Origin of the sequence: Neorhizobium lilium, from assembly GCF_004053875.1 — a bacterium.
In the GTDB taxonomy this organism is placed as follows: domain Bacteria; phylum Pseudomonadota; class Alphaproteobacteria; order Rhizobiales; family Rhizobiaceae; genus Neorhizobium; species Neorhizobium lilii.
In genome coordinates, this window is sequence record NZ_SBIP01000003.1 from 392,790 (window position 1) to 409,287 (window position 16,498).

The 16,498-nt window shown below is 61.4% G+C and carries 15 protein-coding genes and 1 tRNA gene; 7 read left to right on the forward strand and 9 right to left on the reverse strand.

Going from position 1 to position 16,498, the window contains the following annotated elements:
* Positions 1-139: 139 nt before the first annotated feature.
* Complete coding sequence (locus EPK99_RS14515; protein WP_128443797.1) at positions 140-1,837, reverse strand: long-chain fatty acid--CoA ligase; 1,698 nt, start codon at positions 1,835-1,837, stop codon at positions 140-142.
* 240 nt (positions 1,838-2,077) lie between these two features.
* Between EPK99_RS14515 and EPK99_RS14520 the strand changes: the two genes are divergently transcribed.
* Positions 2,078-2,470: a PRC-barrel domain-containing protein gene (locus tag EPK99_RS14520; protein WP_128443798.1), complete on the forward strand. Its 393-nt coding sequence runs from the start codon at positions 2,078-2,080 to the stop codon at positions 2,468-2,470.
* Between the two features lie 100 nt (positions 2,471-2,570).
* Complete coding sequence (locus tag EPK99_RS14525) at positions 2,571-3,683, forward strand: hypothetical protein (RefSeq protein ID WP_128443799.1); 1,113 nt, start codon at positions 2,571-2,573, stop codon at positions 3,681-3,683.
* Here the strand turns inward: EPK99_RS14525 and nadE are convergent.
* Genes nadE through EPK99_RS14540 form a run of 3 tightly spaced genes read right to left on the reverse strand, consistent with a single transcriptional unit; the run spans position 3,661 to position 6,488 of the window.
* Entirely contained in the window at positions 3,661-4,686 is a 1,026-nt protein-coding gene (gene nadE / locus EPK99_RS14530) for an NAD(+) synthase (RefSeq protein WP_128443800.1), read from the reverse strand. The genes EPK99_RS14525 and nadE overlap by 23 nt on opposite strands.
* Positions 4,683-6,233, reverse strand: coding sequence for a class I adenylate-forming enzyme family protein (locus EPK99_RS14535; protein ID WP_128443801.1), 1,551 nt, complete (start codon positions 6,231-6,233; stop codon positions 4,683-4,685). Before EPK99_RS14535 ends, nadE begins: the two co-directional genes overlap by 4 nt.
* 3 nt (positions 6,234-6,236) lie before the next feature.
* On the reverse strand, positions 6,237-6,488 hold the full coding sequence (locus EPK99_RS14540) for an acyl carrier protein (protein WP_128443802.1): 252 nt from the start codon (positions 6,486-6,488) through the stop codon (positions 6,237-6,239).
* 205 nt (positions 6,489-6,693) lie between these two features.
* Between EPK99_RS14540 and xth the strand changes: the two genes are divergently transcribed.
* Positions 6,694-7,470, forward strand: a complete 777-nt coding sequence (gene xth, locus EPK99_RS14545) for an exodeoxyribonuclease III (RefSeq protein ID WP_128443803.1) — start codon at positions 6,694-6,696, stop codon at positions 7,468-7,470.
* Positions 7,471-7,474: 4 nt separating this feature from the next.
* On the opposite strand, the gene EPK99_RS14550 is transcribed toward xth, so the two are convergent.
* Positions 7,475-8,428, reverse strand: coding sequence for a D-2-hydroxyacid dehydrogenase (locus EPK99_RS14550; RefSeq protein WP_128443804.1), 954 nt, complete (start codon positions 8,426-8,428; stop codon positions 7,475-7,477).
* Positions 8,429-8,534: 106 nt separating this feature from the next.
* Between EPK99_RS14550 and EPK99_RS14555 the strand changes: the two genes are divergently transcribed.
* Together EPK99_RS14555 and EPK99_RS14560 are read left to right on the forward strand one after the other, a co-directional pair.
* The gene (locus EPK99_RS14555; protein ID WP_128443805.1) at positions 8,535-9,695 is read left to right on the forward strand and encodes an NAD(P)/FAD-dependent oxidoreductase; all 1,161 of its coding nucleotides are present in this window, start codon (positions 8,535-8,537) and stop codon (positions 9,693-9,695) included.
* A gap of 39 nt (positions 9,696-9,734) precedes the next feature.
* Entirely contained in the window at positions 9,735-10,694 is a 960-nt protein-coding gene (locus tag EPK99_RS14560) for a siderophore-interacting protein (RefSeq protein WP_205909100.1), read from the forward strand.
* Between the two features lie 135 nt (positions 10,695-10,829).
* On the opposite strand, the gene EPK99_RS14565 is transcribed toward EPK99_RS14560, so the two are convergent.
* From EPK99_RS14565 to EPK99_RS14575, 3 genes are all read right to left on the reverse strand, one after another.
* Positions 10,830-11,033, reverse strand: a complete 204-nt coding sequence (locus EPK99_RS14565; RefSeq protein ID WP_128443807.1) for a hypothetical protein — start codon at positions 11,031-11,033, stop codon at positions 10,830-10,832.
* Between the two features lie 252 nt (positions 11,034-11,285).
* Positions 11,286-11,361: transfer RNA gene (locus EPK99_RS14570), tRNA-Thr, on the reverse strand.
* Positions 11,362-11,476: 115 nt separating this feature from the next.
* Positions 11,477-12,433, reverse strand: coding sequence for an NAD(P)H-dependent flavin oxidoreductase (locus EPK99_RS14575; protein ID WP_128443808.1), 957 nt, complete (start codon positions 12,431-12,433; stop codon positions 11,477-11,479).
* Between the two features lie 302 nt (positions 12,434-12,735).
* Between EPK99_RS14575 and EPK99_RS14580 the strand changes: the two genes are divergently transcribed.
* Positions 12,736-13,938, forward strand: coding sequence for a hypothetical protein (locus tag EPK99_RS14580; protein WP_128443809.1), 1,203 nt, complete (start codon positions 12,736-12,738; stop codon positions 13,936-13,938).
* 32 nt (positions 13,939-13,970) lie between these two features.
* Here EPK99_RS14580 and ppk2 read toward each other — a convergent pair whose 3' ends face one another.
* Positions 13,971-14,852, reverse strand: a complete 882-nt coding sequence (ppk2, locus tag EPK99_RS14585; RefSeq protein WP_128443810.1) for a polyphosphate kinase 2 — start codon at positions 14,850-14,852, stop codon at positions 13,971-13,973.
* A 233-nt stretch (positions 14,853-15,085) separates the two neighbouring features.
* On the opposite strand from ppk2, the gene phoR reads away from it, so the two are divergent.
* Positions 15,086-16,273 (forward strand): phosphate regulon sensor histidine kinase PhoR, encoded by a 1,188-nt coding sequence (phoR, locus tag EPK99_RS14590; protein ID WP_425374203.1) that lies wholly within the window; start codon positions 15,086-15,088, stop codon positions 16,271-16,273.
* Positions 16,274-16,498 lie beyond the last annotated feature (225 nt).

The window sequence follows — 16,498 nt, forward strand, 5'->3', positions numbered from 1 at the left end:
TCCGCTCGCTTCCGGTTTCCAGAGACATTGGCTATGGCAGCGACCGGCGCTCGTCCAGCACTATGCCTGGATTAGCGCCTCCCCGCACACCATTGGTGCCGGCCTGTCGCCTCCATGCAACGTTGTGGCAATCCAGATTTCAGCCGCGCAACTCCCGCCGCAGGATCTTGCCGACGTTGGATTTCGGCAGCTGGTCGCGAAATTCGATGAAGCGTGGCCGCTTGTAATTCGTGAGCCCGACAGCGCAATGCGTCCTTAGTTCCGCCTCCGTAAGAGTAGGGTCCTTGCGTACGACGAAGAGCTTTACAGCTTCGCCAGAGTGCTCGTCGGGCACGCCGACCGCCGCACATTCCAGCACGCCGGGATGCGTGGCCGCCACTTCCTCCACCTCGTTCGGATAAACGTTGAAGCCCGACACCAGGATCATGTCCTTCTTGCGGTCCACGATCTTGATATAGCCTTGCCGGTCCATGTAGCCGATATCGCCGGTACGGAAGAAGCCATCGGCTGTCATCGCACGGGCAGTATCGTCCGGCCTGTTCCAGTAGCCCGCCATCACCTGCGGGCCGCGAATGCAGATTTCGCCGACATTGCCGATCTCGATCTCCAGTCCCTCGTCGTCGCGCATCGAGACCTCCGTGGAGGAAACCGGCAAACCGATCATGCCGCTGAACTCGGTCGCGTCCAGACGATTGGCCGTCGCGACTGGTGACGTCTCGGACAGGCCGTAGCCTTCGGTAATCGGGCAGCCGGTCATCGCGTGCCAGCGCTCTGCAACAGACCGCTGCACGGACATGCCGCCGCCGAAAACGAGAATCAGGGAGGAGAAGTCGAGCTTTTGAAATCCCGGATTGTTCATCAGCGCGTTGAACAGCGTGTTGAGGCCCGGAAACACATGAATCCGGTATTTCTCAAGTTCTTTCACAAAAGCCGGGATATCGCGTGGATTGGCGATCAGGATGTTGTGGCTGCCGGTTGCTATACCCATCAGCGAGTTCACCGTCAGCGCGAAGATATGGTAGAGCGGCAGCGCGCAAAGGAATTGCAGCTGATCCGGCTTCGGCTTGAAAAGGAAGGCCGTCTCCAGCCAGATGGCCATCTGTTCCTTGTTGGACAGGAGGTTCTTGTGCGTCAGGACGGCGCCCTTGGAAACGCCCGTCGTACCGCCCGTATATTGCAGAAACGCCACGTCGTCCGGGGCCACTTCCACGGGTTGCAGCGTTTGCCGCGCACCTTCGGACAGAGCCTGCCGGAAGCTCTTCGCACCCGGCAGCGACCAGGCAGGGACCAGCTTCTTCACCCGGCGGACGACGAGATTGACCACATGGCCCTTGAGGCCCAGCATGTCGCCCATGGTGGCGACGATCACGTGCCGGATCGCCGTATGGGAAACCGCCTGCTCAACTGTATGGGCAAAATTCTCGAGCACGAAGATGGCCGTTGCGCCGGCATCCTTCAACTGATGCTCCAGCTCCCGGGGTGTGTAGAGCGGGTTGACGTTCACCACCACCATGCCGGCCCGCAGGATGCCGTAGACGATGACCGGGTTCTGAAGGATATTGGGAAGCATGACGGCGACGCGGTCGCCTTTCTTTAGCCCCTGCGCCTGCAGCCATGAGCCGATCTTGCGGCTTCCCTCCTCCATCTGCCTGAAAGTGAGAGCCTTGCCCATGCTCGAAAAGGCAGGGCGGTCGGCAAAGCGGCTGCAGCTTTCCTCGAAAAGTTCGCCCAGCGAGCGGTGGGCGAGCGGCGGGATATATTCCGGAACAGTCGGGGGATAGGAGGCGAGCCAGATCTTGCCCGCAGTCGATCCGGTCTGCGCGATCATTTCGTTCATCAGAACCTCCTCCGTTCCGTCTCCCGCAGTGCCTTTTTGAGGCGAGGTCCTCCACCTGTCCACGGGATGAGATTATGCCATGCCCCCGGCTCTCCAGCCAGGATATTGTTCCCAAGCTACAATAACCTTGACGTAAACGTCAATCTCCCGACTGATGCAACAGGTGCCGGTTGAGGGAACCATCGTTTCAGGCTTCGCGTTGAACAGTCGTGACAATCCACAACAACAAGGAGGTGCGTCATGTTGCATCAGGAACCGAAAGCCGGCCAGGACCCTTACGTCAAGGACACACCGTCGCTGATTGCCAGCGACAAGGTTGAAGGCACCGCCGTTTATGGAGCAGATGGCAAGCGCATCGGCTCAGTTGCGCGCGTCCTTTTGGAAAAGCGTGGCGGCCGTGTTGCCTATGCGGTGCTGAGTTTTGGCGGCTTCCTCGGGATTGGCGACGACTATTACCCGCTTCCCTGGGAAAAGCTGCGCTACGACGAACAGCTCGACGGATACCGTATCGACCTCACCAAGGACCAGATCATCGGTGCACCGCGTTATAACGATCTCGACGACGAGACCTGGTATCGTGCGAACGACCGGACGATCTACGATTATTACGGCGTTCCGCCCTACTGGATGTAATATCCTACAGCAGGTCGTTATAGGGGCTCCGCCAACGCGGGGCCCCTTTTTGTTTATTTAAACCTGTCATGCCATGGTTTGCCGAACGGAGGCGGGGCACATGGCGGACAAGACGCAGGCGGGTATCGTCCGCAATGTCGAGGCAGGCGACATCAATGCTGTGGCGCGCCTCTTCCAGGCGACGTTCCGAGGCTCCAATAGATCCTCAGCTGATTTGTCGGCTTATCTGCGCGATGTGTTCCTTTCCCACCCCTGGGCGGACCCCGATATCATGTCGAAGGTTTTCGTCGGTCCGGGCGACCGTATCTCGGGTTTTGTGGGCGTCTTTCCAACTCGGCTGGAACTGGACGGGCGGCCATTGCGCGGCGCTCTTGCTGGCTCCCTGGTCGTGGAGGACCCAAAGGCAAATCCGCTGGCGGGCGCCCGCCTGCTTCGGTCTTTCCTCGCGGGTCCGCAGGATATCTCGCTGACCGAAACGGCCAATTCCACCGCCCTCGGCATGTGGCAGAAGGCGGGCTACGCGCTAGAGCCCGGCTACAGCATGAACTGGCTGCGCATCCTGCGCCCCGTCTCGGCCGCGGTGGAAGTGTTGGCCAGGCGGCGGGCCCCCGCGACCCTTCTGCGCCCTTTTGGGCGTATCGCCGACCGCGGTGCTGCCCTTGTTCGCGCGACGCCCTTCCGCCCGGCGGAGCGTAAGGTCTCGAAAATCACCTTCCGCGATGTCAGCCGTGAGGAATTCGGCAAGGCGCTGTTGGCGCTTGTCTCGAATTACCTTCTTCGGCCACGCTGGGATGACGGTTCATTGTCATGGTTTCTGGCGCAGGCGGAACACAAGCGGAGTTTCGGTTATCCGGAATGGCGGGTTGGATTTGCCCCGGACGGACGGCCCGTGGCGGCCTATGTCTATTTCGCCCGTCCCGGCGAGATCGGCTGGCTGCTGCAGGCGCTGTCGGTGCCAAATGCGATTGTGCAGATGACCGACGATCTGTTTGCTCATGCTTATGAGATCGGATGTTCCGGCATTCGCGGCGCCGCACATCCTTGGCTGATCCCGGCGCTGATGAGCCGCAAGACGATTTTCTACGGCCGCTCCTTTTATGTCGCGCATGCACGCGAGGAGAGCCTGATGGAGCCGATCAAGTCCGGTCAGGCGCTGATCAGCGGACTTGCAGGCGAAAGCTGGACGCGCCTCATGGGCGATCGGTTCGACTGAGATCTCTCAAGCTAAGCATCGTCACCGGCGCAGCATGCAGATAGTCCGCTACCTTGCGTTTGGCGGCGATATTGCGCCAGACCGCGTCCACCTGATCTGGCGTCAGATCGACGGCTTCCGCAACCGCCTCGCGCGCAATGCCGTTTTCCAGGCCATAGAGGCACAGGTCCATGCGATCATAGGGCAGGGAGAAGTAATATTCGTCCTGGCCCTGGGGCAACGACCAGGTATCCGTGGTCGGCGGGCGGCGCTGGATGGCGTCCGGCACGCCTAGCGCTTCCGCGAGTTGGTAGACTTGGCTCTTGTAGAGATGCGCAATCGGCTTGAAGTCGGCGGCACCGTCACCGTTCTTGACGAAGAAACCCTGGTCGTATTCCAGCCGGTTGGGTGTGCCGGCGACCGCAAAGTTCAGCCTGTCGGCATGGTAGTATTCGATCTGCTTGCGGGTGCGCTGCTTCATGTTCGCGGCGGCGATCATGCCGAGATAGACGTCGAGCGGCATGCGATGGCGGGTCTGCTCCCCTTGCGGATTGGCAACGACCAGCCAGGAGATATTGTAGCCGCGACCCGTCAGGGCATCTTCCAGCACCACCTTGCAGCCCCAGCCTTCGCCGAACTCCGGCACCACCTGGCGGATGAAGCCGTCGCGGCGCGCATAGCAGCCGGCAGCGGCAAGGGCCGGACCTATGTCCTCCAGCACGGTTTCGATGCCAACGGCATCCGCGAGCGCCCGCCCGAGTTCCAGGCTCTCCGGATCGGAGTCATGTTCGGGCATGAAAATGCCCGTTACCTTGGCAGGACCGAGCGCGAGCGCGCAAAGGGCAGCCGTGACGCTGGAATCGATGCCGCCCGAAAGCCCCAGCACCGCGCCGCGCCTGCGCAGGTCCTTCAGCACCGTCTCGCGGATCCAGCCGCAGATGCGCTCGATCTCGGCTCCGGCATCCAGCTTCAGCGTCTCGGCCGAAAAGCGCGTGCCAGAGGCTCCGGCAGGGCTCGTTGTCATGCGGCGTTTCCTTTGTTCGACGGATTATCTTGCTCCGCACCCAGGCGGATCTTGCCGGTCGTCGTGCGCGGCAGCGCCGCGCGGAACTCGACGCTTTTCGGCACCATATAATCTTCAAGCAGGCCTGCGCAGTGGCGAATGACGTCGCGCTCGCCAAGCTCTACCCCTTCCGCAAGCACCACATAAGCGCGCACGACCTGCCCGAAAATCGGATCGTCGATACCGGCAACGGCTGCCTCGCGGATGCTCGGCAGCGCGTAGAGCGCGGCTTCCACCTCCTGCGGGCTCACCTTTTCGCCGCGGGTCTTGATGATGTCGTCACGCCGGCTGACGAAATAGAGAAAGCAGTCCTCATCCATGCGGAAGAGATCTCCCGTTTGAAGTCGGCGGCCGGCGGCGGCGGGCGAAAGCGCCTGCGCCGAGTTGAGCGGATCCCGCCAATAGCCCTGCATCACATGCGGCCCTTCGACCACGAGTTCGCCGATAATGCCTGGCAAAACGGGGCTCCCATCCTCATCCACCACGAAGGCCTGCGTTCCGGGGATGGCCTTTCCGACCGAAGCCGGGCGCAGATGCGCCTCCTCCGGGGCGAGGTAAGTGGATCGCAGACATTCCGTCTGCCCGTACATCAGGTAGAGGCGGGTATCCGGAAAAAGATACCGAAGCTGCTGGCCGATAGCCGGCGGCATGGCGGCGGCCGCACTGGTAATGTAGCGCAGATGAGGCAGGAAACCGGGCGTCAGATCTTTCATCCCGGTTATCAAGGCTGCCATCGGGGGCACCAGCGGAAAGCCGGTAGCCTTCACCTCCGCCAGCCGCTCCAGGATCTTGCGCGGGAAGGCGAAGCTTTTTTCCAGAACCAGCGTTCCGCCGGTCATGGCCATGGTCACCATCTGCGTTATGCCATAGCCGAAGGAGAGCGGTAGCACGCTGAGAACCGTGTCCTCCGTCGTATTGCCGAGATAGGTGACGATCGCTTCGCAAGCCGCAAGGACATTGCCGTGGGAAAGCATTACCCCCTTCGGCCGGCCGGTGGAGCCGGACGTGTGGATGATGAGCGCCAAAGCATCCGGGTCAGCGAAAATAGGGAGGGCGGTGAGCCCGTTAGTCGCTATAGCCTGCTCGAAGCTCAGGGCCTCGCCTAGATCCGCATATCCTGCCTGAGCAATCATCAGGCGGGGCCTGACGGGTGTCGTGCCGATGGCGGCTTCCACCGTTCCGCGCAGGCGGTTTTGCGCGATGATTGCCGCAGCCCCGGTGCTCTCCAGGATGGCAGCCAGCTTTTCCGCCTTGATCGTCGGATGCAGCGGGCAGGGCACTGCGCCGGCCTTCCAGGCGCCGAAGAAGCCGAGAACGGCGTCGCAGCCATTGTCGAGCAGCATCAGGATCCGGTCGCCCGGATTTATTCCGAGCGAGAGCAGGGTTGCGGCAAGACGGTCCGAACCGGCATCCAGTTCGGCATAGGTGAGGCGGCCTTCGCCGGACACGACGGCGTCCTTCGGCCCGAAGGCCTTGGCAGTCTTCCAGAGCCGCGTCTCCAGCCGCATGGGTCAGGCGGCGAGCTTGACGGACAGGTAGCGCTTCATGTTGTCGATGCTGTCCAGATTTTCCGGGACGATCTCCGCGTCGGCAACCGTGATGCCGTAGGTCTTTTCCAGAAAGGCGATCAATTCCAGCACGCCGGTCGAGTCCATCACGCCGCTGTCCAGCAGGGATTGATCGTCGCCAATATCGGCGTCGGCCCGAAAGAGGAAGTTTTCAGCGATGAATTCGCGCAAGGCGGCTGCGTATGCTTCGGCCATGATGTCCTCTTGGAAGCAGCGTGGCGTGCGCTCCAGGGCACGCGGTCGGAGTGGGATTATGATGGCCAGTCTTGAATCTTTCGCTAACTTCACCGTCGCTTCGAGAAGCTTTCGCTGCCCTGCATCCAATGTCCCTCTGGCGCGTTTGCTGGCTAAAGAGGGAAGAGAGCATGATCAGTAAGACCAGCACGAGGCGGGCAGGCCGTTGAAGATCGCCACCTTCAATGTCAACGGCATCAACGGCCGCCTTCCCCTCCTGCTCGAATGGCTGGCGGAGGCGCAGCCCGATGTGGTCTGCCTGCAGGAGTTGAAGGCGCCGCAGGACAAGTTTCCGCGCAAGGCGATCGAGCAGGCCGGCTACGGCGCTATCTGGAGCGGTCAAAAAAGCTGGAACGGTGTTGCGATCCTGTCCCGCGGTGTCGATCCTGTCCAGACGCGGCGCGAACTGCCGGGCGACCCCGACGATCTCCATGCCCGTTATATCGAGGCAGCCGTCCAGGGTGTCTTGATCGCCTGTCTCTACGCACCGAACGGAAATCCGGCGCCCGGTCCGAAATTCGACTACAAGCTTGCCTGGTACGAGCGCTTCCTTGTGCACGCTCAGGCGCTGCTCGACACGGAAGCTCCGGTGATCCTCGCGGGCGACTACAACATCATGCCGACGGATCTGGATGTCTACAAACCCGAGCGGTGGCGCGACGACGCCCTGTTCCGGCCCGAAGTGCGCGAGGTCTTCCAGCGTCTTCTCGATCAGGGGTGGACGGACTCGGTCCGCTCGCTTCACCCGCAAGAGCGCGTCTACACATTCTGGGATTATTTCCGCAATGCCTGGGGCCGCGATGCCGGTTTGCGCCTCGATCACCTCCTGCTGAGTCCTTCGCTGATGCCGCGGTTGAAGCGTGCGGAGGTGGATAGGCAGGTGCGGGGCCGCGAACATGCCAGCGATCATGCGCCGACCTGGATCGAGATCGCCGATACCTGAGGCTTTAAAGAGCGTTGGTCGGCTTTCCGGCCACGAAACTCTCCAGATGGCCGATGACCTGTGCCCAGAGGCTCTGCATCGCCTCGTCGCTGGCCCAGGCCACATGCGGCGTCACGATCACGTTCGGCCGGTCGAGGATAGCAAGCAGCGGATTGTCCGGTGCCGGCGGTTCCTTGGTCAGCACGTCGAAACCGGCACCGGCAATCAGGCCCTCGTCCAGGGCGCGAACCAGATCCACTTCGTTCACCAGTCCGCCCCGCGATGTGTTGATGATCAGCGGCTGCCGCTTCATTTTACGGAATTCCGGCATGCCGATCAGGTCCCGCGTCTGCGGCGTCAGCGGCACATGGAGGCTGAGGATGTCGGCTGTTTCAAGCACCTCGTCGAAAGCGGTGTAGCCTTCTTCGAGCGTCTCGGCCCCCTTGCGGCCGGCGAACAGGACAGTCATGCCCAGAGCCTCACCGATCCTGGCCACGGATGTCCCGAGTGTGCCACGTCCGAAGATCCCGAGCGTCGAGCCCGCAAGATCCCGGATCGGATGGTTGAAGAAGCAGAACTGGTTGGCGCGCTGCCATTCGCCGGCAATCACGTCCTGCCGGAAGCCGACGATCGAGCGGCGCAACGCGAAGATCAGTGCGAAAGTATGTTCGGGCACGGTGTTGACCGCATAGCCCCGCACATTCGATACCGTGATGCCCCGCTCCTTGCCGGCAGCGAGATCGATCACATCGTAGCCGGTTGCGGCAACGGCAATCATCTTCAGCCGGCTTGCGGACGCCAGGGCTTCGGCGCGGATCGGCACCTTGTTGGTGATCACCATGTCCGCATCCGCAATGCGGGCGGCAACATCTTCCGAGGGTGTCTTGCCGTATTCGAACCATTCATGAGCAAAGCCGGGGCGGCTGATGGTGACCGATGGACCGATCGTATCGCGGTCGAGAAATACGACTTTCAGCATTGCACGACTTTCGGATGTGGGAACGGACAGAGGAGCTAGGCTGGCGAGCGCCGGGATCTCGTATATCATCGCGCCGCGGCAGCAGAAGAAAAATCTCGGAGGAACCATGCCTGAAGTTGTGGCGCTGGATTGCGTCGTCATCGGCGGTGGGGTGATCGGTCTTGCCATTGCCCGCGAACTGGCGCTTGGCGGTCGCGAGGTCGTGCTGCTGGAAGCGGAGGGCGCCATCGGCAGCGTCACCTCGTCCCGCAACAGCGAGGTCATTCATGCCGGGCTCTACTACGCGACCGGAAGCCTGAAAGCGCGGCTGTGCGTGGCAGGCAAACGGAAGCTCTACGACTATTGCCGCGAGCGCCGGATCCCCCACCGGCAGTGCGGCAAGCTGGTGGTGGCTTCGAATGCGCAGGAGGTTGCCTATCTCCAAAGCTTGCTCGGTCAGGCGCAGGCTAATGATGTAGACGACTGCCGGCTGATCGATGGCGCTGAGCTGGGGCGCCTCGAACCGCAGATCAAGGGGTTTGCGGCACTGGTCTCGCCCTCGACGGGTATCATCGATAGCCACGGCCTGATGGAGGCCTATCTGACGGACATAGAAGCGCATGGCGGAAATGTCGTCCTGAACGCGCCGGTTCTGCGCGGGCAGCTTTTCGCCAAAGGCGTTCGCCTTTCTGTCGGCGGACGCGACCCGGTGGAGGTAGAGGCGCGTCTGGTCGTAAACGCGGCGGGTCTGGAAGCCTGGAGTGTCTCGGCAGCCATGGAGGGGCTTGATCCTGCGACCATCCCTGAGCGCCACTACGCCCGAGGCTGCTATTTCTCCCTAAGGGGCGCCGCGCCGGCGACCCGGCTGATCTACCCTGTTCCGGAAAAAGGTGGTCTCGGTGTCCATCTGACGCTTGATCTTGCCGGGCAGGCCCGCTTCGGTCCGGATGTCGAATGGATCGACAAGATCGGCTATGAGATCGATCCGCGTCGCGCCGATCGTTTCTATGCCGTCGTGCGGAAATACTGGCCGCACTTGCCGGATCAGGCTCTGCAGCCGGCCTATGCGGGCATAAGGCCCAAGGTGGTGGGGCCGCAGGGCGGCGGTGGCGATTTCGTCATCCAGGGACCGGCAACGACCGGTCATCCCGGCTACATCGCCCTCTACGGCATGGAATCGCCGGGGCTGACGGCTTCCATGGCAATTGCGCAGCTTGTCCACCGCCTGGCGTTCGATGAGGCAGATAGCCCTGGTAATCTTGACAAGGATTATCATGAAATTGCATGAAGGCTGAAGACCGACTCTTTTCGAGGTTGAGCCTTGCCCGTGACATTCACAAATAAAGGCCATATCGCCGCTAATGGAGCGCTAGCCCTGCAAGCTGTGCGGGCCCGCGCTGCGGAATGGGATATTCCCGCGATAGAGCGGGGTCGTGATCTGCATTTTAGCGTGTGGAATTCGGAAGCGGTTCTTCATGCGCAGGGGGACGGGCTTGTCGTCAAATTGACGGCGCCGGAAGAACGCCTGCTGAAAACGCTCCAGGGCAGCCTGACCGAGCTGTTCGATGAGCAAGGCATGCGGATCGTCTGGCAAGATGTGGACGAGGGGGCGCTTGCGCCGGGCCTGTCCCTTATGCGGGTGATGTCGGTCACCCGCCGCTCGCCCGGGTTCCTGCGGGTGCGGCTCCAGGGCCATGATGCCGCGCGCCTCGGCAAGGGCAGCCTGCATTTTCGCCTGCTCCTGCCGCCCAAGGACCGCGCCCCGCGCTGGCCGCGTATCGCGGCTTCCGGCCGCACCGTCTGGCCGGAAGGCGAGGATGCCATGCATCGCCCGGTCTATACGACCGCAGCGCAGGATGCCGATTGGCTGGATTTCGATATCTTCCGCCATGCCGGCAGCCCTACCTCGGATTGGGCTGAAAGCAATCCCGCCGGGCAGATCGTGGGCGTCATGGGCCCTGGCGGCGGCTGGTGCCCGGAAGGCTCGCCGCTCTATCTGTTCGGCGACCAGACCGCGCTGCCTGCCATCTGCCGCATGCTGTCTCTGGCCGGTGGGGATGTCAGGGCTTTCGTCTGTGCGGCGGAATGCGATCTGTGCGAACTTGCCGGAGATCGTCGGGTCACGGTGGTTTCCGATCTCGTTGCGGCCCTGGAGGCGACGGAAACGCCGGGGGGCGCGCATGTCTGGTTTGCCGGCCACGCCGACGCCGCCCGGGCGGCTCGTGCGCGGCTGACCGCCCGAGGGTTTAGCAAACGCGACTTCACGGCCGCCGCTTACTGGAGCTGACGAGCCGTATAGCGATAGCTACAGCATGTCGCGCAAGAGCGCGTATCGGGTTTGCCTCAACGTCATGCGATAAAACAAAAGCTTAAAGCGTGGACAGCGAATCTGAAGATCGCGAGACGCTTTAACAATCCGGGATCAATGCTGCGTCGGCGTTCTGCCGGCGAGCTCCATCACGAAATCTTCGGCCGCATCGGCCAGCGTCAAGGCGACCTCCGCCTTGCTCCAGCCCTGCTTGACCGCAGCCTTGATAAGACGGTGCATTGCCGCCTCGATTTCTACACGACAAGCCGAATGCGCTTCGGAACTCGTATCTGCGACATTGGGCGCTGGTGTCTTCATAACCTTTATCCCCCGTTTGACAGGGATCATGGCACAAGTGCCGAAAGGCACAAGCGGATCATTAAAGAGTAGTTAACGCGGCAATATAACCAGTGTCGTACTGGTGCGCTCATCCGGCAACATGTGCCGAAACCATGCGAATACCCCCGGTGAAGGCCAGGTTCTTTGAACGGCGGCTTTCATTCAGATGCGCACGAGTGCCATTCTGGGCGCCGCTGCCATTCGAAGATCATGTCTATTTGGTGGGATAAATGGTGCCGCTTAGAGGACTCGAACCTCTGACCCCATCATTACGAATGATGTGCTCTACCACCTGAGCTAAAGCGGCCCGGCAGGGGTGATGCCCAGCTGCAGGTGATGCGGCTGATACAAGGATCGGCACCCGATTTCAAGCCGCTTTTCGCGCAGCCGGCGATTTTCCTGATCTTGGCTGGCAGTTGTGGCTAGATGCGGAGCCGTTCGCGGGCCGCCTGGTATTCTCCCTCCAGACGGTCCACCAGTTCGGCTACCGATACCACCGCCTTGATGGTCCCGACGCCCTGGCCCGCGCCCCAGATTTCTTTCCAGGCCTTCGGGCCGCTGGTGGCCGCTTCGAAATTCATCTTGGACGGGTCGGCAGCGGGCAGCGCGTCCGGATCGAGCCCGGTCGCGGTGATAGAGCCCTTCAGGTAATTGCCGTGTATGCCGGTGAAGTAGTTGGAGTAGACGATATCGGTGGCTTGAGAATCCACGATCATCTGCTTGTAGCCTTCGGCTGCGCGCGCCTCATGCGTGGCGATGAAGGGAGTGCCGATATAAGCCATGTCGGCGCCCATCGCCTGCGCCGCCAGAATACCGCCGCCGGTTGCGATGGCTCCGGCAAGAAGCAGCGGCCCGTCAAACCATTCGCGGATCTCCTGCACCAGAGCGAAGGGCGAAAGCGTGCCGGCATGACCCCCGGCACCTGCTGCCACTGCGATCAGTCCGTCGGCCCCTTTGCGGATGGCGGAATTGGCGTGGCGGTTGTTGATCACGTCATGCAGCACGATGCCGCCATAGGAGTGGACTGCGGCATTCACCTCCGGGACTGCCCCAAGCGAAGAAATGACGATCGGCACCTTGTATTTCACGCACATCGTCAAGTCGTGTTCCAGCCGCTTGTTGGATGTGTGCACGATCTGGTTCACCGCAAAGGGCGCTGCTGGCCGCTCTGGATGTGCGGCGTCATGGGCGGCAAGCTCTTCCGTGATCATCGCCAGCCATTCGTCCAGCTGGCTTTCAGGCCGCGCATTGAGCGCAGGAAAGGCGCCGATCACGCCGGCCTTGCATTGCGCCAGCGTCAGCTGCGGATGTGAAATGATGAACAAGGGCGAAGCCACCACAGGCAGGCGTGTTCTGGTCTTCAAGATATCCGGCAGCACGGCGTCTCCTCCCGACTTACGTTTACGCGCACGTAATATCGTCTAGCATAGCAGGGCAAAGGCCGGAAGATGGCAACATGTTCGGATTGGCGCCTCTGTCGCGTTCGTAGAGAGATCTGCTGTGTAGAGAAAGGCCCGCAGAGATTGGCCATATCTTTACCGGAATTGCGCGGTGAAGCTCCAAAACCTGCGCTTGATGTTCGGTGGAGGAGAGTTTACCGAAAGGTAAATGCCTCGGGCAGGGTTGAGCGTAACCGGAAGGACCGGCAGTGAGTGGTTTGGAAACAGCGATCAGAAATGCTTTGGATCGTTCGGACCGGGGCGATGCGCAGACGAGGGCGCGGGTTTACCAATCGGCTCGTCAGGCTCTGGACGCCGGGCTCCGCCGCCAGGGTGTGAGCGACACGCTGATCATCATGCAGCAGCAGAAGCGCCTCGAAGACAAGATACTGGAAATCGAAAAGGAAGAGATCGACCGTTTGGCGCAGCACGCGTCGGAACCTGTTCTGCCGGCCGATGCCGTTGTCGTTGGGCCAATGTCGCGGGAACCGGCCGGGCCGACTTCGGCAGATGATGCCCTCCCGGATGAAGGGCCAAGGCGCGAGGCAGAACTTCCGACAGGCGAACCTCAGCACGCGCCCCATGTGGAGCCCATAGACCCTCAAGTGGGACCACATGCCGGATCTCACCTGGCTCCTCAAGCAAATGCAGGTTTCGAGAGCCCCGCTTTGAATGCGGACGATGGTTTGACCGCCCGCAGTGAGAGGCCGCAGGCGGTACAGTACGAGCCTGCCGTGCAAAAAAAATCACGTGTTGCAAAATCCGGCAACGGCCTCGATGTATCTCCAAAACGGAGAGCGAAATCGCGCAGGCGACGCGGCTTCCTGTCCCGCCTCCTCACCTGGGTGATTACGCTTATTCTAGTTGGAGTAGCCTGCTGGTGGTTCTATACGTCTGGCATGGTGCAATCGGTCATGCAGGACGCTTTGCAGGCGGCCGATCGTGCGGCTCGCGGGCAGGGCGGCAGCAGTCATTTCGATCCCCGCGGCGGGTTCTCGGATGATTGGGCGGAAGTCTTCAAACCCACCGATGTGGCAAAGCTGAAGGTGGGAGGCCAAGCGACAGCCGAGGCCGTGGCAGGCTCGGAAGGTCCGGCGGTCCGGATTACGTCGGCCGACCCTGGTCAGAACGGCGATGTCGTGATTGAAGTGCCGGCCGATCTGCTTCGCCAGATGGCGGCCAAGACGTCCACCATTGCGCTGACCGTTCAATCGGACGCAAACCAGGCCGCGCAGCTTTCCGTGCGCTGTGATTTCGGCAGCCTTGGCGAATGCTCGCGGCACCGCTTCACGGCCACGCAGGAGAAGCTGGAGGCCCTGTTCAACGTCTCCTTCGACCGGACGCTGGCCCCCACCAGTGCCGGCCGCATCATCCTCAATGCCGGTCTTGAAGGGCCCAACAAACCCATCCTGCTATATTCCGTCCGCGTTCTTTCCGGCCACTGAGGGCACGATGCTTTCGTCGTGCCCTTTCGCGCTTACTTGAGGAACTTGGTTGCCGAGCGGAGGATCTTGTCGTCGATCTCGCCGATTGCGTCCATGTCCTTGCCCTCGTAGTCGAGCGAAAGCAGTAGCTGCCGAATGACGTTGAGATGCGCACGGCGCTTGTCGTTCGCAAGCACGACGGTCCAGGGCGCCAGATCGCTGTCGGTTTCCTGCAACATGCGGTCGCGCTTGGCCGTGTAGTCCTGCCACTTCGTCAGCGCCGCAATATCCATCGGCGACAGCTTCCAGATCTTCAGCGGGTCATGCCGACGGTCGTGGAAGCGCTTGAGCTGCATTTCCTGTCCGATATCCAGCCAGAACTTGAAGAAATGGATGCCGTCATCGACGATCATCTGCTCAAGGCGGGGAACGCCCTTCAGGAAGGCCTCATACTGCCCCGGCGTGCAGAAGCCCATGACCGGCTCCACCACCGCCCGATTATACCAGGAGCGGTCGAACAACACGGTTTCGCCGGCCGTCGGGAAATGCGTCACGTAGCGCTGGAAGTACCACTGGCCGGCTTCAGTTTCCGTGGGCTTGGTCAAAGCCACCACCCTTGCGGATCGCGGGTTGAGATAGGAGCGGATGGAGAAGATTGTGCCGCCTTTTCCCGCCGCGTCCCGCCCCTCGAACAAGGCCATCATCCGCTTGCCGGTCGCCTGCAGCCAGTATTGCACCTTGACGAGTTCGACCTGCAGGCGCTCGAGATGCTTCTCGTATTTGTCTTTGTCCATCTTCTCGTCATAGGGAAAGCCGCCCGATGCGAGCGCATGGTCGTCAATCCAGTCCGGCAGTTTCGGATCGTCTATATCGAAAATCCTGTCCTTGCCGCCGACCGAGAGGTTGACGCTTCGCGAGGGGCTTTTCTGGTTCATGCTATTCTCCTTCTTCCACGTGATCCGACTATCCGAATGCGGCCGCCGCTTCCTGGGGAGAACTGGCGGTTTCGCTTCTTTTGCGGCGACTCGATGCACAACTGTCATGCAAGAGTTATATCTGCAGCGGTTTACGGGAAGAGGCGGGAAGGCAATTGGAAAGGCCTGGAACAAAAATATCCGAGCGGACAGCGCTGCTGCCTTCACGCTTGCGCCAGGAATGGCCGCTGCTGTTGCTCCTGTCCCTCTGCGCCGCCCTCGCAGTTTTTGCAGGCGTGGATTGGCGAGGCGTTCTCATTGCCTGGCTGCTGCTGGTCGTCGTCACCGTGGTCCGGCAGCCGGCATTCCTGCCCACCGAGCCCGTGCCGGACGAACAAGCCAAAGAGGCGGACGCCGATCCGCTGCCTCTGATCGGCGCCACGCTGGAGGCCGTCGATATGCCGGTCTTCGTGATCGGTGCCGATCTGACTGTTCTCCATCAGAACCGCGCTGCCGAAAAAGCGTTTGGCGCACTGTTTGTCGGTGCCCATCTTTCGGCTCGTCTCCGGTCTCCCGGCATTCTCGATATGGTGCGCGAAACTGTGGCGACGGGCCAGCCGAACCAGATTGAGCATTCGGAGCGGCTACCGTCCGAACGGGTCTTCATTCTCCGCGTCGCCCCCGTCGCCCTGGAAGATGTGACCCCGGGCTCTGACAGCCTCTATGTCCTGGCCTTTCGCGATGTATCGGAACTGCGCCGCATTGAGCGGATGCGCTCCGACTTTGTGGCGAACGCCAGCCATGAATTGCGCACCCCCCTGGCGTCGCTCCGGGGCTTCATCGAGACGCTGCAAGGGCCGGCCCGCTCCGATCCGCTGGCGCATGAACGCTTTCTCGGCATCATGTTCGATCAGGCGACCCGCATGAGCCGGTTGGTGGACGACCTGCTGTCGCTATCCCGGCTGGAACTCAAAGCCCACATCGCACCGGACCAGACGGTCGATCTGAAGCCGCTGATCGGCCATGTGAGGGACACGCTGCTGCCGCTCGCGGAAGAACTCGGCGTCGAGATCCGCACGCACCTTCCGGACGCGAAGGTGGAGGTTCTGGGCGATCGGGACGAATTGGTGCAGGTCTTCGAGAACCTGATAGAAAATGCCTGCAAATACGGGCAGGAGGGCAAGGTGGTGGACGTCTTCGTCAGGAGCGAACCCTCCCAGCCGGTCGAGGTAAGCGTGGTGGATTGCGGCCCCGGAATTCCGGCCGAACACGTGCCGCGTCTTACAGAGCGATTTTATCGGGTGAGTGTGGCCGACAGCCGCTCGAAAAAGGGAACCGGCCTGGGGCTTGCGATCGTCAAACATATTCTGACGCGGCATAGAGCCCGCCTCATCGTCAAATCCGAAGTGGGCAAGGGAACGGCGTTTACCGTCAGATTCTGACACGAAGAAATATGGCAGAATGCAAGCCTTTGATCGGCAAAGAAATTCTCTGTCATAAATGTTTCACCAAGCTGACATAAAACGGTGGGGCTACGGCCGCTAAGAACAGCGGGCGAGCGCCGGCAGGTAGATCGGTTAGCGCGGCGCAGGACACTGCGAAGACGAAAGCATGGAAGAAGCCAGCAAGCTTGTTTCGGCCGTCTTTGAAGGTGGTCCCGCGTCACT